This window comes from Mycobacterium sp. E787, from assembly GCF_001668725.1.
Classification (GTDB): domain Bacteria; phylum Actinomycetota; class Actinomycetes; order Mycobacteriales; family Mycobacteriaceae; genus Mycobacterium.
Map to the genome: position 1 here is coordinate 36520 of NZ_LZKL01000095.1, position 20458 is coordinate 56977.

Consider the following 20458-nt stretch of genomic DNA (forward strand, 5'->3'; position numbering starts at 1 on the left):
GGCTCTACCTATCTATTCCGGGTCTCGGTGTTCTCGATTTGAACGCCAAAAGCGTTGATGGCCATCGCGAGCGCGATGTAGCCGCCGATGGTGAACACCAGGTCCATCCGCTGGCGTTCGTCAAGCCGTTCGCAAAGGGTGGCCCACGTCCGGTCCGAGATATTCGACTTCTCGTCGAGCTCATCGACGGCGGTTAATACCGCGCGCTCGAACTCGTCGTCGGCTTCGCCGGATCGCGCGGCCGCGATCTCGGCGTCGGTCAGTCCCGCCTTCATGGCGATGTCGACGTGGTGTGACCACTCGTAGGCGCATTCGCGCCGATGGGCGACCCGCAGGATGGCCAGCTCGCGGATGCGCGCCGGGAGGGATGACTCGAGCAGCAGATATCCGCCGAACCGCAGGTATGCGCGCGCCAGCTTCGGGTGGCGCGCGAGCGTCGACATGAGCGTGCCGGCGTCTTCGGGATTACGCCGTTCCGGTGGCAGCATGCCCGACAGCGCCTGCTCGACGGCGTCGTCCCATTGATCGGCAGGCAGCGGCTGCAGACGCATCCGCGGTCTCCTCTCGGCGTCCTCGCGACCAACTCTCGGTCAAAGAGAATCAGATTCTCATTTCTAACTAACAGAGTTGCACGATTCGGTCGGCGGGTCAATGCCGGCGGCGAAGATATCCCCCGGCCCATCGGCCGTGCTGCGTCAGCGGCGATGCTGTCGGTCCGGCGCTGCGGCGATCCGTCGCCGGCCGCGCAAGTCCGGCATTTCTGTTGGCGCTTCGTGGCTTCGGGGACTGCACCCGGCCCGGTTACTTAGTCGCTGGTCAGACGGGCGCGCTGTCCCGGCGGCAGTGCTGGATGTTGATTCTCTCTGCACGAGAAGATAGTTTTCAAAATAGTGATCTTGGCGCCGGGCGGTGACCCGCCGATGCCGTGCCGGAGCGGCGCGTCCGAATCGCTCAGCTGGATCGGACTTGGAGAGGACTGGCCATGAACAAAGAAGACATGATCCTGATCAGCGTGGACGACCACACCGTCGAGCCGCCGAACATGTTCAAGAATCACCTACCGTCGAAGTACCTGGACGATGCGCCGCGACTCGTGCACAACCCGGACGGCTCCGACATGTGGAAGTTCCGCGACACGGTGATCCCGAACGTGGCGCTCAACGCGGTGGCCGGCCGCCCCAAGGAGGAGTACGGCATCGAGCCGACCGGCCTCGACGAGATCCGGCCGGGTTGCTACAACGTGGACGAGCGGGTCAAGGACATGAACGCCGGCGGCATCCTCGCCTCGATCTGCTTCCCGTCTTTCCCCGGCTTCGCCGGGCGGCTGTTCGTCACCGACGACCACGACTTCTCGATCTCGCTGGTGCAGGCGTACAACGACTGGCACATCGACGAGTGGTGCGGGGCTTACCCCGCGCGGTTCATCCCGATGGCGATCCCGGTGATCTGGGACGCCGAGGCGTGCGCCGCCGAGGTGCGCCGCGTGTCGAAGAAGGGCGTGCATGCGCTGACCTTCACCGAAAACCCCGCCGCGATGGGCTACCCGAGCTTCCACGACGAGTACTGGAACCCCCTGTGGAAAGCCCTGGTGGACACCGACACCGTGATGAACGTGCACATCGGCTCGTCAGGCCGGCTCGCGATCACGGCGCCGGATGCGCCGATGGACGTCATGATCACGCTGCAGCCGATGAACATCGTGCAGGCCGCCGCAGACCTGTTGTGGTCGCGGCCGGTCAAGGAATACCCGGATCTGAAGATCGCGCTCTCCGAGGGCGGAACGGGCTGGATTCCTTATTTCCTGGAGCGCGCGGACCGGACCTACGAGATGCACTCCGCCTGGACGCACCAGGACTTCAAGGGCAAGCTGCCCAGCGAGGTTTTCCGCGAACACTTCCTGACCTGCTTCATCAGCGACAAGGTCGGCGTGGCGCTGCGCAACATGATCGGTATCGACAACATCTGCTGGGAGGCCGACTACCCGCACAGCGACTCGATGTGGCCGGGCGCGCCCGAAGAGCTGTGGGATGTGTTGTCCCTCAACAACGTTCCCGACGACGAAATCAACAAGATGACGCACGAGAACGCGATGCGGTGGTACTCGTTCGACCCGTTCACGCACATTTCGCGCGAACAGGCGACCGTCGGTGCGCTGCGCAAGGCCGCCGAGGGGCATGACGTGTCCATCAAGGCGGCGGGCCACGCGAAGGACTCCCGAGGGGGCTCGTCGTTCGCGGAATTCGCGGCTAACGCGAAGGCCCTCACGGGCAACAAGGACTAAGCCGCACCGGCGCCGAGCAGTCCCCCGCAAGCGGGAGGTACCCCCAGCAAAAGCGCCAAATTCGTCGGCGTGTCGGGCACTTGTGTCTGCTCGCGCTGAGAGGAGATCCAGCAGTGCCCGGCGCCGGAATGAACTTCGAGCTGACCGACGACCAGCAGCTGATCCGCCGGTCGGTGGCAGAGTTGGCGCGGAAGTTCGACGACCAGTACTGGATGGAAAAAGACCAGGCGCACGAGTTTCCCACGGAGTTCTATCAGGCCATCGCCGATGGCGGCTGGCTGGGCATGACGATCCCGACCGAGTACGGCGGCCACGGCCTCGGAATCACCGAGGCCACAATCCTGCTCGAGGAGGTCGCCAAGTCCGGCGGCGCCATGAACGCCGCCAGCTCGATTCACCTGTCCATCTTCGGCATGCAACCGGTGGTGGTGCACGGCTCCGACGAACTCAAGGCGCGCACGCTGCCCAAGGTTGCGACGGGCGAGGTGCACGTCTGCTTCGGGGTGACCGAACCGGGTGCGGGGCTGGACACCTCGCGCATCACGACGTTCGCCAAGCGCGACGGCGATCGCTACATCGTCAACGGGCGCAAGGTGTGGATCTCCAAGGCCATGGAGTCCGACAAGATCCTGCTGCTGACCCGCACCCAGAGCTACGAGGAAGTCACCAAGAAGACCGACGGGATGACGCTGTTCATCACCGATCTGGACCGCAGCCGCGTCGACGTCCGCCCGATCCGCAAGATGGGCCGCAACGCCGTCAGCTCCAACGAGTTGTTCATCGACAATCTCGAAGTGCCGGTCGAGGACCGAATCGGCGAGGAGGGCAAGGGTTTCCAGTACATCCTGGACGGCCTGAACCCGGAGCGGATGTTGATCGCCGCCGAGGCGCTCGGCATAGGGCGGGTGGCGCTGGACAAGGCGGTGAAGTACGGCAACGAGCGTGAGGTGTTCGGCCGGCCCATCGGCATGAACCAGGGCCTGCAGTTCCCGCTCGCCGATTCCCTGGCCCGCCTCGACGCCGCCGAGCTGATGCTGCGCAAGGCGACGTGGCTCTACGACAACGGCAAACCCTGTGGGCGCGAAGCCAATACCGCCAAGTACCTGTGCGCCGACGCCGGCTTCGCCGCCGCTGACCGGGCGTTGCAGACCCACGGCGGCATGGGCTACGCGGAGGAGTACCACATCACGCGCTACTTCCGTGAGGCCCGGCTGATGAAGATCGCGCCGGTCAGCCAGGAGATGATCCTGAATTTCCTGGGATCCAATGTGCTGAAACTACCGCGGAGCTATTGACCAGGGCGCGCCGCAGAAGCCCGATTGCATGGCTCAGCGCACCGACGGTCGACCCCCTTCCGCGGGGTGATATCAAGATCCAAGGACCAAGAGCCATCGGAGAGCACATGCGTGAGACAGTCATCGTCGAGGCGGTACGGACGGCAGTGGGGAAGCGCAACGGCGGGTTGTCCGGCATGCACGCCGCCGACCTGTCCGCGGTGGTCCTCAACGAATTGCTCGCTCGTGCCGGGGTTGGACCGGAGATCGTCGACGATGTGATCTGGGGCTGCGTGTCCCAGGTCGGCGACCAATCCAGCAACATCGGGCGCTACGCGGTCCTGGCCGCCGGCTGGCCGGAAACCATTCCGGGAACCACGGTCAACCGGGCGTGCGGTTCCAGCCAACAGGCGCTGGATTTCGCCGTGCAGGCGGTGATGTCCGGTCAGCAGGACGTCGTCGTGGCCGGCGGTGTCGAGGTGATGAGCCGCGTCCCGCTCGGTGCGGCCAGGGCGACCGGCATGCCGTACGGCCCGAAAGTCCTTGCGCGCTATGACGATTTCTCGTTCAACCAGGGCCTGTCGGCGGAGATGATCGCCAAGAAGTGGGGTTTTTCCCGCAGTCGGCTCGACGACTACTCGGTCCAGTCCCACGAGCGGGCGGCCGCGGCCCAGGACGCCGGCGCGTTCGCCGACCAGATCGTCCCGGTTTTCACCGACGACGGGACGGTCGTGGCCGACGAGGGGGTGCGCCGCGGAACAACCGCCGAGAAGCTGGCGGGGCTCAAGCCCGCCTTCGTCGACGACGGCCTGATCCACGCGGGCAACTCGTCGCAGATCTCCGACGGGGCGGCCGCGCTGCTCGTGACCACCTCGGAGATGGCGGTCGAGTTGGGTTTGACGCCGCTGCTGCGCTACCGCGCCGGCGCCGTCACCGGGGCGGACCCGGTGCTCATGCTGACCGGTCCCATTCCGGCCACCGAGAAGGTGCTGACCAAGGCCGGTGTCGCGCTGGCGGACGTGGGAGTTTTCGAGGTCAACGAGGCGTTTGCGCCGGTCCCGCTGGCCTGGCTGGCGGAAACGGGGGCGGACCCGCGGCGGATGAATCCGCTGGGCGGCGCCATCGCGCTGGGGCACCCGCTCGGCGCCTCCGGTGCGGTGCTGATGACGCGCATGGCGCACCACATGCGCGACAACGGCATTCGCTACGGGCTGCAGACGATGTGCGAAGGTGGCGGCACCGCCAATGCCACCCTGGTGGAGCTGGTCTCCTAAAACGGCCCTGCGCGCGGACCGGCGAGACCCTTGTCACAGCGACCAAACCAACCTACTGTGTGTTCAGTAGGTTGATCCGCGAACCAGGGAGCCCGTTTGCCCGTCGCCCGCCGATACGACACGTTGCTCGCCAAAGGCGAGGACCGCAAGCAGCGGATCCTCGACGTCGCCCAGCGCCTGCTCACCCGCAACGGCTGGCGTAACACCACCCTCGCCCAGATCGCCGGGGAGGCCGGTGTCACGCCCGCCGGGCTGCTGCATCACTTCGAGTCCAAGGAGCAGCTGCTGAACGCGGTGCTGGACGCCCGCGACGCCGACGACGACTCCCATGCCGACCGGACGGGTGATCTGCTGGTCGAGATCGCCCGAGTCGCCGACCGCTTCACCCGGGCGCCCGACATGGTGGGCACGTTCACCGTGCTGCTGATCGAGAACATCGATCCCGACGCCCCGCTGCACGACCGCATGCTGTCCCGCCAGCGCGAGGCGATCGACATCGTCGGCGACCTCATCCGGCGCGGCCAGGCCGACGGCCGCTATCGCACCGACATAGACCCCGCCGTCAAGGCCGTAGAAATTCTCGCCTTCGTCCACGGAATGGAAACAATATGGTTGCTCGACCCTTCGATACCGCTGACCGACGCGTTCAAGGAGTACGCGGAGGCGTTGGCGCGGGACTTCGCGCCGCCGAAGACGAGCGAGCGGACATGAGGTATCGGCTCGACGTCGTCGCCTCGAGCGTCGTCGACGTCGTGCGGTTCGCCGGCGGCTGGCTCTTCGACCGGGCGATGGCCGGCTGGGACGTCACGGTGCTGCTCACCGACCTGGCCGACCACCCCGACACCCGGCCGCTGCAGATCCTCGGCGCCCAGCCGCTCGACCTCGAAGACGCGCTGGCCGCGGTGGACTCGCACCCCCGCCCCCAGGCCCTGGCGGCCGCGGCGGACCTGTTCGGATGCGACCCGCGGGTGCGGCAGGGCGTCTTGCAGGCCCTCGATCACGGGGTCACCGAGGTGACGCTGTGGGGGGAAAGCTGGCCCGCCGAGCTGGACGACAGTGTCGGCGTGGTCCAACACCGATTGAGCATGGCCGCGAAGATCTTCAAGGCCCAGGCGCTCACGGCCGCCCTGTCAGGCGGCGGCGCGCCGCAGGCATCGATCGGCTGCCTCGAAACCTTCCGAAGCGGGCTGCTGGCCTGCCCGTCGGTCGCCGCCGACCTGGTTCCCGCGGGCTGATCGACTCGCCTGACTCACCGTCGGCGGGTCCGGCCCGTCGTTGACTGCGCTCGGGCCCGTGTGGAAATGTAATACTCATCTCTGAGAGGATCATTCTCACTGCTGAGATTCGAACGGAGCAAGATGGCGAACGACTTCTCCAAGATGGACTTCTTTCGGGGAACCGAGCTCATCGCGGACCCCTACCCGTACTACGAGTCGCTGCGGCAGCAATGCCCCGTAACGCGGGAAAACCACCACGGCGTCACCATGGTGACGGGTTGGGACGAAGCCTGTGCGGTGCTGAACGACGCCGAGACGTGGTCGTCGTGCATCTCGGTAACCGGACCGTTCCCGGGATTCCCGGTACCGATCGAAGGTGACGACATCACCGACTTGATCGAGGAACATCGCGACGAGCTGCCGTTCAGCGACCAACTGCCCACCCTCGACCCGCCGACCCACACCAACCACCGCTCCCTCATGATGCGGCTGATCACCCCGAAGCGCCTCAAGGAGAACGAGGACGCCATGTGGGTGCTCGCCGACCAGGCGCTCGACGACTTCCTGGCGCCCGGCCGCGGAGAATTCATCAAGGGCTTCGCGAGCCCGTTCACGCTGCTGGTCATCGCCGACCTGCTCGGCGTGCCCATGGAGGATCGCGACAAGTTCGTCAAGGGCATCGCCCAGCACGCGGGCGGCGGCATCGGCGGCACCAAGGGATCCCTGGCCCACAGTCCGCTGGAATTTCTCTACGGCCTGTTCTCCGAGTATGTCCGCGACCGCCGGCGCGCACCCCGGGACGACGTGCTGACCGGCCTGGCGACCGCCACCTACCCCGACGGCTCGATTCCCGAGGTGGAAGACGTGGCCCGCGTCGCCAGCAACGTCTTCTCGGCGGGGCAGGAGACCACCGTCCGCTTGCTCGGTGCGGCGCTGCAGGCCATGGGGGAGCGGCCCGACATCCAGGCGCAACTCCGCAAGGACCGCAGCCTCATCCCGAACTTCATCGAAGAGTCGCTGCGCTTCGAGAGCCCGGTCAAGGGGGACTTCCGGCTGAACCGCAGGCCGGTCAACGTCGGCGGGGTCGACCTGCCCGCCGGCACCACCGTGATGATCGTGCAGGCGGCGGCCAACCGGGACCCGCGCCGGTTCGAAGATCCGTCCACCTTCGATCCCGCCCGCAAGAACGCGCGCCAGCACATCTCGTTCGGGCGCGGCATCCACAGCTGCCCGGGCGCACCGCTGGCGCGCGCCGAAACCCGCGTGGCGATCGAGCGCCTGCTCGACCGGACGTCCGACATCAGGATCAACGAGAGCAGGCACGGGCCGGCGAACGACCGCCGCTACCAATACGTTCCGACCTACATCCTGCGCGGCCTGACCGAACTGCACCTGGAGTTCACGCCGGCATGAAGGTCTCGGTCGACGACCAACGCTGTCGGGGCCACGGCGTGTGCGTGACGCTCTGTCCCGAAGTGTTCAACCTGACCGACGACGGCTACGCCGAGGCGATAACCGCCGATGTGCCAACGGAATTCGAATCGGCCACGCAGGAGGCGATCCAATGCTGCCCCGAGCAGGCCATCAGCGACGTGACGAAGGAGACGTGAGTGGCGAAAGGCTATGTCATCCTCACCGAGGCCATCAAAGACCCCGAGGGCATGAAGGCCTACGGCCAGGCCGCGGGGGCGGCGATGGGCGGCGTCAACATCCTGGCGGTGGACACCGCTCCCACCCTGCTGGAGGGCGCCTGGCACGGCGACCAGACCGTCGTGCTGGAGTTCGAATCGGTGGATGCCGCCCGGGAATGGTACGAGTCCGAGGCCTATCAGAAGGCGGCGAAGCTGCGCCAAGCGGCGGCCGACTGCAACGCGGTGATCATCGCCGGGTTCGAAAGGCCTTCGGCAGGTAGCTGAATCGCTACTCCACGATGGAGATCGCCTGGCGGGGACACTGGCGCACGGCCTCGCGGACATCTCCCTCGGTCTCCGGGGTGATCTCCGGCTGCAAGACGGTCAGCATGTCGTCGTCGCCCAGGTGGAATATCTCGGGATTGATGCCCATGCAGACGCCGTTGCTCTCGCACAGGTCCCAATCGACTTCGATTCTCATTGCGGCCCCCTTACCGAAGCACCTTGACGGGTACATTCTTCCAGCCGGCGACGTTTTGCATGTTCACCCGCTTGCAGCCCGCCCAGTCCACCTCGTAGCGCGGCATGAAGTCCAGCAGCCGGTCCAGCGCGATCCTGCTCTCCATGCGGGCCAGGGCCGCTCCGAGGCAGCTGTGAATCCCGTACCCGAGGCCCAGGTGCTGCGCCTCGGTCTGGTCGCGCTCGATGTTGAAAGTCTCGGCGTCGGTGAAGGCATCCGGATCGCGGTTCGCCGCGGCGCCGCAGAGGAACACCGGCTTGCCCGGGGGAATCACGCCACCGCTGACGTGCGCCTCCTTCAGGGTGTAGCGGACGTTGTATTGGACCGGTCCCTCGTAGCGCAACAGCTCTTCCACCGCGCCGGGGATCTTGTCGCGGTCTTCCTGCAGCATCTGCCACTGGTCCGGGTGGCGCGCGAAGATCACGGCCGCGTTGCCCAGCAACTTGGTGACGGTCTCGGCGCCCGCCCCGCCCAAAAGGGTGGCGAAGGCGGTGATTTCGATGTCGTCGAGCTTGCGGGGCGCACCGTCGTCGCCGGGAATCTCGGCGGCGATCAGCCTGCTGATCATGTCCTCCTGCGGCTCCGCGCGGCGCTCCTGGATGAGGCCGAAGTAGTACATCGCGGTGTCGATGTTGGCCTGCATCCCGGCTTCGCTGATCTCGATCTGCCCCGGTTCGTGATGCAGGCTGGTGTCGATCCAGTGCCGCACCTGCTGGCGGTATTCCTCTGGCACCCCGGCCATTCGGGTGATGACCTCCACCGGAAACGGCCCGGAGAAGTCCTGCACCACGTCGAACGTGTCGGGATCGGCCGCGCTCAGGTATTTGTCGATCACCTCGATGACCGTCTCGCGCTGCGATTGAATGGCCCGCGGCGTGAACGCCTTGTTGAGCAGGCTGCGCATGTGCCGGTGCTCCGGCGGGTCCATGAAGATGATCGACTTCTGTTCGGGGGACAAGCCGCGGCGCACCATCGCGAGGTCGCAGCCACGGGCCGAGGAATACGTCTCGAAGTCTTTGAACGCCGCCGCGACGTCCTCGTGGCGGGTCAGCGCGTAGAAGTCCTCTTTCTCGTCGTAATAGAGTGGCGCGTCCTCGCGCATCCGCCGGTAAATGTCGAACGGGTTGTTGAAATACTCCTCGGAGAACGGATCGAAGACAACCTTCGGCTTGGTCACTGCGTGCTCCTCATCGGCGGGCTGAACCGTTACAGCGGATTGCCTGACTGTAACGCTAACGGTAGCGCTTTCGTGTGGAACCGGAAAGATCAAAACGCCGCCTCGTCAAACGCTCAGGCTTTATTCGCACAGCGGCCGACGACCTCGATGACATCGTCCAGAGCCCCCAGATCGCTGCCCAATTCCGCGGCGACGGCGCGGGCGACAGCCACGTCTTTGCCGACGAATTCACCGGCCAGCTCGACGAACGACCGGACGGAACCCGTGGCCGCGACGATGTCCAGCACCCGGCTTGCGGCGCTGCCATGGGGCAGGGCGTTCAGCAGGGTCGATTCGGGCACGCCGAGGCGTTCGGCCAGCCGGACCGACTCCGCCAGCAGCCCGATCTGGCCGGCGAACAGCGCGTTGTTGACCAGCTTCACCTTTTGGCCGGCGCCGATCGGCCCCACGTGCAGTATCGGGTCGCCGTAGCAGCCCAGCATCGCCCGTACCCGCGCCACGGCGTCTTCTTCGCCACCCACGAACAGCGTCAGCCTGCCGGCCGCCGCGTCGTGCGGGCCGCCGCTGACCGGCGCGTCGACGACGCCGACATCGTCGGCACAGGCGGCTCGGGTTGCAACGGCCTCGATGGTCTTCGGGCTTGCGGTGGTGTGCACCACCAACGCCGAACCGGATGGCATCGTGGGCAACAGCTCGCCGTCGAGGCAGACCCGCCGCACCTGTTCGTCGGTGAACACGCACACGACCACCGCGTCGGCATGCGCGCCGGCCCCGGCGACGTCGCCCACCGGGCGGGCACCCAGTTCGTTGAGGTCGCGGCGCCGCTCGTCCGTGCGGCCCAGGGCGCGGACGTCATGGCCGGCCTCGACGAGGCGGGCCACCATCGGGCGCCCCATCCGGCCCGCGCCGATGAACCCGATTCTCATCGCGGATGCCCCATCGAAGCCAGCGTGGCGTCGGCGGCATCGAGCACCGCGCCGGGTTCGGCCGCGGCCCGCTCGGCGAGTTCGGCGATCAAGCGGACGTCCTTGCGCAGCAGCGTCCCCGCCAGGCCGGCCAGCCGCTCGAGGCCACCGGCATCGCCAAGCGCGTTGAGCGCGAAGCTGTTTCCGCTGCCGCGCGAGACGACGTCGACGAGCCGGTCCGCGGACACGCCCAGCGCTTCGGACAGCGACAGGGCGGCGGCCGCCGTGCCCAGGTTGGCGGTGAACAGCAAGTTGTTGAGCAGTTTGGTGGTCTGCCCGGACCCCACGTCGCCGAGGTGAACCACCGGATCGGCGTAGGTTTCGAACACCGGGCGGCAGCGCTCGACGACGTCGGCGTCGCCGCCGACCATCACCAGCAGACGCCCCTCCGACGCCGCCCCACCACCGCCGCTCACCGGCGCGTCGACGACCGAAATGCCTCGTGTCTCGGCCTTTTCGGCCAGGCCGCGACACGTGCCGGGGTGCACCGTGCTGTGCACCGCGATGACGCCGCCCGGTTCCATGGCCGCCAGCAGGCCGCCCTCGCCGCCGGTGAGTTCCTCGATGTCGGCGTCGCCGACCACGCACAGGCAGACCAGGTCGCTGGCCGCGGCGAGGTCGGCCGGCGACGCGGCGAGGGTGGCCGGGGTGTCGGCGAACGGCTCGAGCGTCGCGGGCCTGCGTGCCCATAGCGTCGTCTGGTAGCCGGCCTCGACGATCCGCCGTGCCATCGGGCCGCCCTGGCTGCCCAGCCCGATGAATCCGACCCTCATCCGGCCTCCAGATCGTCTTGCGTTCGGGCCGCCACGCATTCGTCCGCGAACGAAAGAACCTCCGCGTGATAGTCCGGGGCGGTGTGACCCAGGCTGATGTTGTGCCCGGCCCCCGGTTGTCGGTGCACGACGAAACGAGTCGCACCGGAGAACAGGGCGGTGATCTCGGCTACCGCCGAATCATCAGCCTGCCAGACCTTTTCGTGCTCGGCGATGCTGAAGTGCACCGGGACGCGAACGGCGGGCGCGAGCTCCGGGAAGGTTTGGCGGGCCCAGTCCGACACCATCTTGTCCTCGTAGGCCGGCGCCGAGGGGGAAACCGTCGCGCCGCCGAGGACCTCGGGCGGGTACAGCTCCTCGGGGCTCCACAGCAGGCCGCGCATGCCCGGCGGGCGTCTTTCGCGGGTCGCCGTTTTCAGTATTTCGCGAGCCGCGGGGTGATAGTGCCGGCCGGTGCCCGCGAGCTCGATGCCGAGCAGGTCGGCGCCGCGCTCGACGGCGGCCATCCGCATCGTCAACTCGCACCCGCCCGAATGGCCCCACACGAATAATCCGGCGCCGCTTGATCTTTCGCCGAGGATGCGGTCGATCGCCCCGTAGGCCAGGTTGACACGCTGCTCGCCCTCGACCATCGCCTCGGGATAGGGTGCCGAGCTGCCATAGCCGGGACGGTCGAGCGCCACCACGGTGAACCCCGCCGCGGCGCCCGCCCGTAGCAGCGAATAAGAAGGGTGGCCGGGGCAGTCGAAATAGACCGCGGTGGTGCCGCCCCCGTGGATGGCCACGATGACGGCCTTCGGGTCGGCCGCCTCCGCGACCAGCGCCGACATCGGCACCCCGTCGACGATCACCAACCGGGGCCGAACCGCGCTCATGCTCGCCTCATTCCGGGGCTCGCAGCAGCAGGACGCCGCTGGGGGTGAGGCCGCCGCTGCTGACGACGCCGACACGGGCGCCGGCGACCTGCCGGTCGCCGGCCTCACCGCGCAGCTGGCTGATGGCTTCGTGCAGCAGCCCCATGCCGTGGGTGCGGCCGTGCGACAGCTGGCCGCCGTGCGTGTTGAGCGGCAGCAGGCCGTCGCGGGCGATGTTCTTGCCGCCGTCGAGAAAATCCCTGGCCTCGCCGATGCCGCAGAAGCCCAGCGCCTCGATCCAGGACAGGCAGTTCATGGTGAAGCCGTCGTAGAGTTCGGCGACGTCGACGTCGGTGGGGCGCAGCGACGTGCGGGTCCAGACGTGCGCGGCCTGGCCCAGCACCTGCGGCTCGTGGGTGAGCGTGCTTTGGTCCCAGTCGATTCGCTCGATGATCTGCGTACCCACCGCCTCCACCAACACGGGCGGCTTGGCCAGGTCGCGCGCGGCGTCGACGGCCGAGACGATGACGGCGATCGCGCCGTCGCAGGGCACGTCGCAGTCGTAGAGCCCGAACGGAGTGGTGATGGGCCGCGCACCCAGATAGTCGTCCATCGTCATCGGGGTGCGATAGACCGCGGTGGGGTTGAGCTCGGCGTTGGCACGCTGGTTCAGCGCGATCCAGCCCAGCGTCTCTTTCGTTGTGCCGTAACGGTGAAAGTGCCGCTGCGCGTTCATCGCCAGGGTGTGTGCGGCCGAGGTGGCGCCGAACGGGTACGTCCAGCCGGCGATGCGGCCCATCGAGGGGGTGATCTTGCCCTGCTTCATCAGCTCGCCGTGGGTGGCCTCCCACAAGGTCCTGAAGCACAGCACGTGCCGGGCCAGCCCGCACGCGACGGCGAGCATCGCGGCGATCACCGATCCGCCGGGGCCGAACGTTTCGATGCCGCCGTTGTGCCACGTGGGGCGGATCCCCAGCGCCGCCTCCAGCGCGGTGACCCCGCCCTCGCCGAAGCCGCCGAGGTTGCCGCCGCCGGGGTAGGTCGACAGGCCGTCGATGTCGGCGTACGTCAGCCCGGCATCGGCGATCGCCGCCTCGCACGCCTGCACCGTCAGCGACAGCGGCGGCTCCATCAGCCGGCGTCCGATCGGCGACATGCCGATTCCTGTGAGCGCGACCTTGTCCTCGAACTTCTCCGTCGTCAGCATGGGGCTGACGTGTTCGCCGAACCGCTCGGGAGCGATCTCGTCGGTCGGCAGGGGTCCGGGTTCGGTGGCCGGAACCGGCCGGAACAGCGGCAGCCAGACGTCCTCGATGTGCTCGAAGACGACCTCCACCTGCTGGCCGAGCTCGAGCCCGTCGGGATCGCACTCGACGATGTTGGTGGTCAGCCGGACCCGGGGATCATCCGCGATCGCGACCTGCGCGACCACGTACGGGGCGGGCATGCCGGGCAGGCTGAATCGGTGGTTCACCGTGAACCCGGCCAGCGTCGCCCTCCCGGAGACGGCCCGCACGCCCACGTCGCGGGCGCGGCAATACCGGCACACCGGCGCCGGGGGATGGATCAGCGAGTCGCAGGCCCTGCATTCCTGAAACCGCAGCGTGCCGTCGGCTCCCGACGCCCAGAAGAATTCGTTGTCCAGCGTGATCAGGGGCAACGGCCGTCCCGGTGCTGCTGCTGACACGTCACCTCCGAAGTCGGCCGAAGTCCTGGTAGGGCCGTTATACAAATCGGAGAATTACGTTATCACTTCCGCGTGCGCACGATCCAGGACGTGCGCGTCAGCGCGTGAAGCCCCACTCCGCCTCGTTCTTTTCCGTCTTGAGGTGCTCGGCCGGATCCTCTGCCTCGGCGAGCGGCAGTTCGGGGGCGCGGGATATCCGCTCGCCGATCTCGGCGATGGCGTGCACCGGGCAATCCATGAGCGCGCGCATGACGGCGTCGCGATCCGACTCTGCCACCGTGCCGTCCCCGATGAGGGAGGCGTATCCCCAGTCGTCGAGCGAGAAGTATCCGGGCGCGTACTTGGCGCAGATGCCGAAGCCGTCGCACACGGTGCGGTCCAGACGAATTCTCATGCTTGTCCCACAGCTTCCGCCTCGTAGGGACGGTCGGCGCGGAAGGCGCCACGGATGCAGTCCGGGCACGTGCCGCCGAGATGCGCGGCGACCTCGCCCGGGAACTGATCGAGCAGGGTGGCGGCCACGTTGGTGGCGGCGTCCAGCGTCGCGCACGCGCCGCGGCCCCGCAGCAGCACCGACCAGCGGCGCAACCGGTCGACGTCTTCCGTCGTCGCCGCGCCGTCCCGCAGCGCGCCGGCGGCGGCGGCCATCGCGGCCGTCCCGTTGAAGCATGACCCGCATTGCCCGGCGTTTTCGCGGTCGAAGTAGGCCAGCACCGACGCCGCGACCGCCACGGGGCAGTCGTCGGTGATGACCGAGATCGCGCCGCAGCCCAGGCCGCTGCCGAGCCGCCGCATCGTCTCGTGGTCCAGGGTCGTCTCCAGCACCCTGCGGTTGAGCAGGCCGGCGAAATACCCGCCCATCAGGGCCCCGCGGACCTGGTCCGGCGAAACCTGGTGCAGCGCAAGCAGTTCGGTAAAGGGCAGGCCGTGCGGCAGCTCGTAGAGCACCGGCGGCCGGCCGGCGCCGGTGATGGTGGCCAGGAAGGTCCCCGGGGACAGCGCGGTGCCCTGCGAGCGGAACGCCGCCGAACCGTGGCGCTGCAGGTAGGGCAGGTTGGCCAAGGTTTCGACATTGCTCACCAGCGTGGGCAGATCGTCCACGCCCGCCTCGAAGGGGCGCGGCGGCTTGTCGGTCGGCTTGGCCGGGCCGCCGTTGATCGCGCGGACCGCGGCGGTCTCCTCGCCGGCCACGTATCCGGGCTGCACCGTTACCATGCCGACCGTGATACCGCCCAGCGCAACGGGATCGAGCTCGCCGAGCGCGGTCTCGACGTTGTGCGCCGACTCCGGATCGGACACGAAAACGTAGGCGCGGTCGGCACCGACCATCGCCGCGGCCAGCCGCAGGCCGTCCAGGACCAGGTGCGGGCGGTTACGCAGCAGCCACCGGTCCTTGACCGAAGCCGGTTCTCCCTCTTCGCCGTTCGCGACGACGACGGTGCCGCCGGAGACAAGCCCGTTGTCGCGCACCGCACGCAGCTTGACCGCCAGCGGAAAGGCCGCACCGCCGCGGCCGACCAGCGCGCTGGAGTCGACCTCGCTCAGCAGGTCGCCGGGGTCGCCGAGGGGGTGGTATCCGCCCGAGCTTCGATACGCCGCGAGGTCTTCGCGTTGTCGGGCCAGCAACCGGGGTTCGAACCCGGTCGGGACGGCGGTGGTGACGGTCGTGGAGTGGGCGGTGTTCACGGCTGGCCTGCCATCGTCTTGGTTAGGCTTGCGCGCATGCGAACTGCGGTGGTGCGCGTCAACGTCGATCCGGAAAGCGTACTGACCGCTGCGCAACTACGAGACGGCATGGCCGCGCTCCTTGCGGTGGTCGGCGAGTCGGGCGCCGACGTGGTTCGCAACGACCTCGCGGCCATGCCCGCCGACCGCCGCGAGGTGGAACTGCTGATCGCGGCCGAGGACGGCGACACGGCCAGGACCGCCGCGATCGAGTTCTGCGCCAAGGTGTTCGGCGTTGCCCCGGTGCCGGGTGTGGTCACCTTCATCAGCCGGGGAACCGATGACGACGCTCGCGGTGTGTTGTCCGGGTTCGGGCTCGCCGGTGACATCGAGCGGACCGCGGGAGGCGACGGCTTCGACATCGTGTACGTGACGCTGCGCGAGGAGGACCTCGAGCGGATTCCGGAGAGCCGGGTTCACACCGCCCTCGAGGCGTCGCTCAACTGCGAGGTCCACATCCGTACCCGGTAGGAATCTCCAAAAACGACGTAGGGCCATTACGATTCCAGGAATTCGAGGATTGCGGGTGCCGCCTGGACCCACGTGTCGAACATGTTGAAGTGCTGCACCCTGCCCGCCGCGCGGTCCTCGGACGCGCGCTCCCACGCGTCCTCCGGCCAGGGCGGGTCGATGAGCTTCGATCCCTTGATCAGGCAACTGACTTCCAGCGAAGTCCGTTTCGGGTGATCCATGTCGTTCTCGCCGCCGCGAATGATGAGTGTCGGGACCTTGATGCGGTCGAACATCTCGTCCTCGACGCCCGGGATCGTCTGTCCCGGTTTGGAAACGAAGGCGTTGAGCCAGCGCAGCATCACCTTGAGGAATTCGTCTTGGTCGAAGTCGAGGAACCGCTGCTTGTTGTTCGGGTTCTCCTCGATCCGGTCGCGCCACTCCTGGACCTTCACCACGCCGTCCATCCCGGTTCCGCGCACCGCGAGGATGCTCGGGATGATGTAGAAGGACCCCAGCACGAAGGTGCCGTAGATGCCGCCGACGATGTTCCACACCACCAGCTTGGTGACCATCTCGGGATAGAGCATCGTGGTCAGCATGGAATCCCTTGCGCCGCCGGACCCTCCGGCGAGAATGCAGCGCTCGAAGCCCAGCCCGGTCACCAGCTTGTGCAGCGTCTCGGCGCGCATGTGCGACTCGCTCTGGCCGTAGAACTGCACGTCGGACGCGCCGCAATTGGGCCGGTCCCACAGCAATACGCGGTAGCCCCCGGCGGCGAGCGCGTCGGCGAGCGGGCGCAAGCCCTCGATCTCCTTGCTGAACCGGCCGCCGGGGGTCAGGGCGATGAGCTCGCCAGAGTCGCCGAGGATTTCGTAGACGACGTTTCCCCCGTTGATCGCGATTGAAGGCACCCGATTCTCCTGTGGTTAGGCCTGCACCAGAACGTCGTTGCCGACGACGCGCACCGGATAGGTGCGGATACTCCATTCGGGCTTGACCGCGGTGGTGCCGGTCGCCAGCTCGAAACCCCATTGGTGCCAGGGGCAATAGATGAACTCCAGGTCGCGCACCATGACCGAGTCGCCCGCGGCGGTCTCGTCGACGATCGTGCGGCCGCGGGAGCGTCCCGAACACAGCGGACCGCCTTGGTGCGGACAGTAATTCGCGATGGCATAGAAGCTGCCGTTGACGTTGTAGACGCCGACACCATGCCGTCCGATCGGTACCAGCTTGTGCTTGCCCGGCGGGATTTCGTCCACGGTGGCGACAACGTGCTCGCGGCCCTGGGCGAGGCGGGGCTCGGGCCGTTGGGATTCTTCGGTCAACTCAGAGCACCCGGGTCTGACCCTCGAGGACCGGAACGGTCTCGGGCAGGTGATAGGTCGCGATGCCGTTCTTGTACATCACCGCGTCGCGGGCCGCCTTCGGAAGGTGCTTGACCAACCAGCGCGGGTCGTCGAACGTCCAGTGCGGGTAGTCCGACGAGAACAGCAAGATCTTTTCGCACTCCATCCATTCCAGCGCCCGGGTCAGCTCGGTCTTGTCCTCGGGGTAGTCCAGCGGCTGGGTGGTGAACTTGATGTGGTCCTTGACGTAGTCGGACGGCTTGCGCTTGATGTCCACCCACGACTTGCGCGCCGCGTAGATCGCATCCATGCGCCACATCAGCGGCAAGATCCAGGTGAACGCGTGCTCGACGAACACGATCCGCAGCGTCGGGAACCTGTCGAAGACGCCGTCGAAGATCAGGCTCATCACCTGGTTGGCGGCCAGCAGCGAGTAGGTCACCATGAAGTCGTGGTTGTAGCTGGGGAATCCCACCGGCGGGATCGGCAGCTCCTCGAAATGGCTGCGCGACAGGTGGCAGCTGACGGTGATGTCGTGCTTGGTCGCCGCCGCCCAGATCGGGTCGTACTTCGGGTGGCCCCATGACGGGCGCGGCTCGGCCTTGATCAAGATCTGCGCCATGTAGGGGTGCCCGGCCCAGCGCTCGATCTCGCGCACGGACGCCTCGGGCTCCTCGATGGCGGCGCATATCGAACCGCGCCACCGCTCGTGCCAGTTGTTGTGGCTGTCCAGCCAGTGATTGGCCTGCCAGTCGTTCAACGCTTGCGACATCGCGTGCTGCGCCTCCGGCAGCCGCGCCGGGTAGGCGGCCGGTTCCAGGATCGCGATGTCGGAGCCGGCCTCCATGATCAGCTGGCGGAACGCCAAGTCCGGGTCGCTGCAGGGGAATTCGCCGTTGGGGGGGAACGTGTCCACGCGCATGGCGTAACTGTGCGCGTAGTCCGGGGCGTCGTAGTAGATCTGCTCACCGATGTTGCGGGTGAGGAAGTACTTGCTGCGCCAGGGCTCGGGGATGTACGGGACGAGCTCGCCGCGCTTGGGCGACGGGTGGACATCCGAGTCGACGCACCGGACGGCTATGCGCTCGGCGGCGGGAAGCCGCTCCTGCGAATGGGTCAACGTCATCTGAAACTCCTCGGTCTCACGTCGTACTTCTACTGTGCGCCCACCTCGGCGGGGATGTCTATGCCGTACAGCCCCGCCGCGTTGCGCCAGCACAACTTTTCCCGCTGTTCTGCCGACAGCGCACTGGGCAGCTTTTTGGCGTCGGCGCACTGCCAGTGCGGATAACTGGAACCGAACATGACCATGTCGTCCTTGCCGGTGAAGCCGAACCATTCGCCGGCGAACTCGGCGTCACCGGGTCCGTCGAGGCTGCCCTGGATGAAATAGACGTGACCGGGCAGGTAGTCGCTGGGGATCCGCGGCGCCCAGGGCGTCTGTTCGAGGTGCGGCCGGCCGAACGTGTCCATCCGCCAGATGAACGGTGTCACGAAGTCGGCCGCGCCATCGCCCCAGACGAACTTCAGACCGGAGAAGCGCTCGAACACGCCCTCGGCGATCATGTTCATCAGGTGATAGATGTAGTTCAGCGCCATGAAACTCACGTACTGCTCGTAGGTGCGGGTGTTCCCGGACGGCGTCGGCGCGAAGGCGATGCCCGAGCCGACCTCGATGTGCGCGGCAACGGGAAGGCCGGCGTCGACCGCGGCTTCCCACAGCGGCCAGAACTGCGGTTTGCCGTAGAGCTCTCGCGACTGCAGCGGAACGCCGATCTGAACCACGCGTGGATGCCCGCGCCATTTCTCGATCTCCCGCAGGGCGCCGGCGATGTCGTCGGGATTCACCCGAATGGTGCCGCGGAACCGCTCGCCGAACTCGCCGGACTCCAGCCAGTCGGCCACCATCATCTCGTTGTGGGCCGCGTGCAGCGCGCTGCCCAGGTGCCGGTCCGGCATGATGCCCCGCCCCATCGGGTGCAGGACCGCCACGTCGACACCGCGCTTCGAAAATAGTTCTCGGGCAACGAATTCGGGATCCGAACCGGGGTACTGGCGGTCCGGGCCCTCGGTGTTGGGCGCGTACTCGCCGCCCGGGGCGCCGTACCAGTCCATCTCGTAGTCGGGGAAGCCGCGGCTCTTGAACGGCTCGCGGAGCACCTTCCGCAGCGCCTTGTTGGACGGGAAGAAGATGTGCACGCTCGCGTCGATGAGCGGCGTGCGCGTTCCGTCGGCGTGTTCGATCACGAATGCCATCCTTCGGCGCGGTTAGCCAAAGTGGGCCCAGGCGGGCCATATGATAGATAATCTAACATTCTCTTCAACGGTCGATCAACGGGGTTCCGGTAAGCGTTTCGATTAATCATCGTCCCTGGTCGCGGGCACTTTCGCGGTCGTCGTGCAAGTATGGTTCTTAAAACTGGATAATACCATTCTCCTGGCCGTGGATAAGTGCCATCCGCCTCTATCCTGAGCCGCAACCCGGCAGGCCGGCGACGGGCCTACGGTCACGCCGGCCGCCTCTTCAAGGGGTTTGATGACCGCGGTGAAGTCGGAGCCGCGCCCTGGTCGCGTGCGGTGGCCTCCCACAGCCGGCCGATCGTTTCGGCGATCTGTGCCGGGACGCCGAGCCCGTGTGCCTCGTCGAGGTAGAGCTGCACGTCTTTGACCATCAGCCCGGCCCATGTTTCCCAAGCCGACAGACCCGATCAGCATCGTGGACGCCTAGTCCCCGTCTACTTCGGCGAACGCCTCACTCGCGATGCGAAAGCTGTCGACGGCGGCGGGCACGCCGGCGTAAATCGCGACCTGGAGGAAGATCTCGCGGATCTCGTCGCGCGTGACGCCGTTGGTCAGCGCCGCCTTGACATGCGTGCGTAATTCGTTGGGCCGGTTGAGCACTGAGATCATGGCCAGGTTGAGCATGCTGCGCGTCTTCAGCGTCAGGCCCTCGCGCCCCCAGACCGCGCCCCAGCAGTACTCCGTGACGAGATCCTGCAGAGGCTTGGTGAAGTCGTTCGCGTTGGTCAGCGCTCGGTTGACGTATTCCTCGCCCAGCACCGCGGAGCGGATCTCAAGTCCTCGTTGGTAGGTTTCGCTGGCCAATGGTCTGCTCCTTCGACGGCTTCGGGCGTCCTGCTGATATGACCTTCGTATAGCAGCCACGGCCCGAGGAGAAATCCTGAGTGAGCGGGCAGCGACGTCTGGGTGTGATGTCGGCCGCCCGGACCATCCGGCGATTCACCGACGAGGCGGTCGCCACCATCTGGCGCTCTCGGGCA

The 20458-nt window shown here is 67.2% G+C and carries 23 protein-coding genes and 1 pseudogene; 9 read left to right on the plus strand and 15 right to left on the minus strand.

All coding sequences use genetic code 11. The features are described from left to right. Positions 1–8: 8 nt before the first annotated feature. Positions 9–551, minus strand: coding sequence for a carboxymuconolactone decarboxylase family protein (locus tag A5705_RS18815; protein ID WP_067875159.1), 543 nt, complete (start codon positions 549–551; stop codon positions 9–11). A gap of 431 nt (positions 552–982) precedes the next feature. Here A5705_RS18815 and A5705_RS18820 point away from each other — a divergent pair, with 431 nt between their 5' ends. The 8 genes from A5705_RS18820 (at position 983) to A5705_RS18855 (ending at position 7962) form a co-directional block, all read left to right on the plus strand. Beyond that, a complete protein-coding gene (locus A5705_RS18820; RefSeq protein WP_067875156.1) occupies positions 983–2281 on the plus strand; it encodes an amidohydrolase family protein in 1299 nt (432 codons plus the stop codon). A gap of 128 nt (positions 2282–2409) precedes the next feature. Further along, a complete protein-coding gene (locus A5705_RS18825) occupies positions 2410–3576 on the plus strand; it encodes an acyl-CoA dehydrogenase family protein (protein ID WP_067875151.1) in 1167 nt (388 codons plus the stop codon). A 107-nt stretch (positions 3577–3683) separates the two neighbouring features. Beyond that, positions 3684–4829: a thiolase family protein gene (locus tag A5705_RS18830; RefSeq protein WP_067875149.1), complete on the plus strand. Its 1146-nt coding sequence runs from the start codon at positions 3684–3686 to the stop codon at positions 4827–4829. Positions 4830–4925: 96 nt separating this feature from the next. Continuing rightward, positions 4926–5540: a TetR/AcrR family transcriptional regulator gene (locus tag A5705_RS18835; protein WP_067875146.1), complete on the plus strand. Its 615-nt coding sequence runs from the start codon at positions 4926–4928 to the stop codon at positions 5538–5540. Beyond that, positions 5537–6064, plus strand: a complete 528-nt coding sequence (locus tag A5705_RS18840) for a hypothetical protein (RefSeq protein WP_067875143.1) — start codon at positions 5537–5539, stop codon at positions 6062–6064. Before A5705_RS18835 ends, A5705_RS18840 begins: the two co-directional genes overlap by 4 nt. Positions 6065–6187: 123 nt before the next feature. Then, positions 6188–7459, plus strand: a complete 1272-nt coding sequence (locus tag A5705_RS18845) for a cytochrome P450 (RefSeq protein WP_067875141.1) — start codon at positions 6188–6190, stop codon at positions 7457–7459. Next, the gene (locus A5705_RS18850; protein WP_067875139.1) at positions 7456–7656 is read left to right on the plus strand and encodes a ferredoxin; all 201 of its coding nucleotides are present in this window, start codon (positions 7456–7458) and stop codon (positions 7654–7656) included. Before A5705_RS18845 ends, A5705_RS18850 begins: the two co-directional genes overlap by 4 nt. 51 nt (positions 7657–7707) lie before the next feature. Next, on the plus strand, positions 7708–7962 hold the full coding sequence (locus A5705_RS18855; RefSeq protein ID WP_231964247.1) for a DUF1330 domain-containing protein: 255 nt from the start codon (positions 7708–7710) through the stop codon (positions 7960–7962). A gap of 4 nt (positions 7963–7966) precedes the next feature. On the opposite strand, the gene A5705_RS18860 is transcribed toward A5705_RS18855, so the two are convergent. The 8 genes from A5705_RS18860 to A5705_RS18895 all read right to left on the minus strand — a co-directional run bounded on the left by A5705_RS18860 (position 7967) and on the right by A5705_RS18895 (position 15339). Beyond that, entirely contained in the window at positions 7967–8158 is a 192-nt protein-coding gene (locus A5705_RS18860) for a ferredoxin (protein ID WP_067875133.1), read from the minus strand. A 10-nt stretch (positions 8159–8168) separates the two neighbouring features. Next, positions 8169–9374, minus strand: coding sequence for a cytochrome P450 (locus tag A5705_RS18865; protein ID WP_067875130.1), 1206 nt, complete (start codon positions 9372–9374; stop codon positions 8169–8171). 113 nt (positions 9375–9487) lie between these two features. Further along, a complete protein-coding gene (locus A5705_RS18870) occupies positions 9488–10300 on the minus strand; it encodes an NAD(P)-dependent oxidoreductase (RefSeq protein ID WP_082956555.1) in 813 nt (270 codons plus the stop codon). Further along, positions 10297–11112, minus strand: a complete 816-nt coding sequence (locus A5705_RS18875) for an NAD(P)-dependent oxidoreductase (RefSeq protein WP_067875127.1) — start codon at positions 11110–11112, stop codon at positions 10297–10299. Before A5705_RS18875 ends, A5705_RS18870 begins: the two co-directional genes overlap by 4 nt. Further along, complete coding sequence (locus tag A5705_RS18880; protein ID WP_067875123.1) at positions 11109–11987, minus strand: alpha/beta hydrolase; 879 nt, start codon at positions 11985–11987, stop codon at positions 11109–11111. Before A5705_RS18880 ends, A5705_RS18875 begins: the two co-directional genes overlap by 4 nt. A gap of 7 nt (positions 11988–11994) precedes the next feature. Then, the gene (locus A5705_RS18885) at positions 11995–13653 is read right to left on the minus strand and encodes an OB-fold domain-containing protein (RefSeq protein ID WP_067875120.1); all 1659 of its coding nucleotides are present in this window, start codon (positions 13651–13653) and stop codon (positions 11995–11997) included. 97 nt (positions 13654–13750) lie between these two features. Continuing rightward, positions 13751–14047, minus strand: a complete 297-nt coding sequence (locus A5705_RS18890) for a ferredoxin (RefSeq protein ID WP_067875117.1) — start codon at positions 14045–14047, stop codon at positions 13751–13753. Then, entirely contained in the window at positions 14044–15339 is a 1296-nt protein-coding gene (locus A5705_RS18895) for an NADH-ubiquinone oxidoreductase-F iron-sulfur binding region domain-containing protein (RefSeq protein WP_067875114.1), read from the minus strand. Before A5705_RS18895 ends, A5705_RS18890 begins: the two co-directional genes overlap by 4 nt. 36 nt (positions 15340–15375) lie before the next feature. Between A5705_RS18895 and A5705_RS18900 the strand changes: the two genes are divergently transcribed. Next, positions 15376–15849 carry a hypothetical protein gene (locus A5705_RS18900; protein ID WP_067875111.1) on the plus strand — a complete coding sequence of 158 codons (474 nt, stop codon included), beginning with the start codon at positions 15376–15378 and terminating at the stop codon, positions 15847–15849. Positions 15850–15875: 26 nt separating this feature from the next. Here A5705_RS18900 and A5705_RS18905 read toward each other — a convergent pair whose 3' ends face one another. From A5705_RS18905 to A5705_RS18925, 6 genes and pseudogenes are all read right to left on the minus strand, one after another. Beyond that, on the minus strand, positions 15876–16742 hold the full coding sequence (locus A5705_RS18905; protein WP_067875101.1) for an alpha/beta fold hydrolase: 867 nt from the start codon (positions 16740–16742) through the stop codon (positions 15876–15878). Between the two features lie 15 nt (positions 16743–16757). Continuing rightward, positions 16758–17156 (minus strand): Rieske 2Fe-2S domain-containing protein, encoded by a 399-nt coding sequence (locus A5705_RS18910; protein ID WP_067875099.1) that lies wholly within the window; start codon positions 17154–17156, stop codon positions 16758–16760. 1 nt (position 17157) lies between these two features. Continuing rightward, positions 17158–18303 carry an amidohydrolase family protein gene (locus tag A5705_RS18915; RefSeq protein ID WP_067875095.1) on the minus strand — a complete coding sequence of 382 codons (1146 nt, stop codon included), beginning with the start codon at positions 18301–18303 and terminating at the stop codon, positions 17158–17160. 29 nt (positions 18304–18332) lie between these two features. After that, complete coding sequence (locus A5705_RS18920; protein WP_067875293.1) at positions 18333–19424, minus strand: amidohydrolase family protein; 1092 nt, start codon at positions 19422–19424, stop codon at positions 18333–18335. A 246-nt stretch (positions 19425–19670) separates the two neighbouring features. Next, positions 19671–19855, minus strand: a pseudogene (locus A5705_RS27355) (NAD-binding protein); the annotation flags it as partial. Between the two features lie 46 nt (positions 19856–19901). Further along, positions 19902–20282, minus strand: a complete 381-nt coding sequence (locus tag A5705_RS18925) for a carboxymuconolactone decarboxylase family protein (RefSeq protein ID WP_067875091.1) — start codon at positions 20280–20282, stop codon at positions 19902–19904. Positions 20283–20458 lie beyond the last annotated feature (176 nt).

Coding starts and splice junctions, on each gene's coding strand:
- A5705_RS18815 (WP_067875159.1), bottom strand. CDS start 551: ATGCGTCTGCAGCCGCTGCCTGCCGATCAATGGGACGACGCCGTCGAG.
- A5705_RS18820 (WP_067875156.1), top strand. CDS start 983: ATGAACAAAGAAGACATGATCCTGATCAGCGTGGACGACCACACCGTC.
- A5705_RS18825 (WP_067875151.1), top strand. CDS start 2,410: ATGAACTTCGAGCTGACCGACGACCAGCAGCTGATCCGCCGGTCGGTG.
- A5705_RS18830 (WP_067875149.1), top strand. CDS start 3,684: ATGCGTGAGACAGTCATCGTCGAGGCGGTACGGACGGCAGTGGGGAAG.
- A5705_RS18840 (WP_067875143.1), top strand. CDS start 5,537: ATGAGGTATCGGCTCGACGTCGTCGCCTCGAGCGTCGTCGACGTCGTG.
- A5705_RS18845 (WP_067875141.1), top strand. CDS start 6,188: ATGGCGAACGACTTCTCCAAGATGGACTTCTTTCGGGGAACCGAGCTC.
- A5705_RS18850 (WP_067875139.1), top strand. CDS start 7,456: ATGAAGGTCTCGGTCGACGACCAACGCTGTCGGGGCCACGGCGTGTGC.
- A5705_RS18855 (WP_231964247.1), top strand. CDS start 7,708: ATGAAGGCCTACGGCCAGGCCGCGGGGGCGGCGATGGGCGGCGTCAAC.
- A5705_RS18860 (WP_067875133.1), bottom strand. CDS start 8,158: ATGAGAATCGAAGTCGATTGGGACCTGTGCGAGAGCAACGGCGTCTGC.
- A5705_RS18870 (WP_082956555.1), bottom strand. CDS start 10,300: ATGAGAATCGGGTTCATCGGCGCGGGCCGGATGGGGCGCCCGATGGTG.
- A5705_RS18875 (WP_067875127.1), bottom strand. CDS start 11,112: ATGAGGGTCGGATTCATCGGGCTGGGCAGCCAGGGCGGCCCGATGGCA.
- A5705_RS18880 (WP_067875123.1), bottom strand. CDS start 11,987: ATGAGCGCGGTTCGGCCCCGGTTGGTGATCGTCGACGGGGTGCCGATG.
- A5705_RS18890 (WP_067875117.1), bottom strand. CDS start 14,047: ATGAGAATTCGTCTGGACCGCACCGTGTGCGACGGCTTCGGCATCTGC.
- A5705_RS18900 (WP_067875111.1), top strand. CDS start 15,376: ATGCGAACTGCGGTGGTGCGCGTCAACGTCGATCCGGAAAGCGTACTG.
- A5705_RS18915 (WP_067875095.1), bottom strand. CDS start 18,303: ATGACGTTGACCCATTCGCAGGAGCGGCTTCCCGCCGCCGAGCGCATA.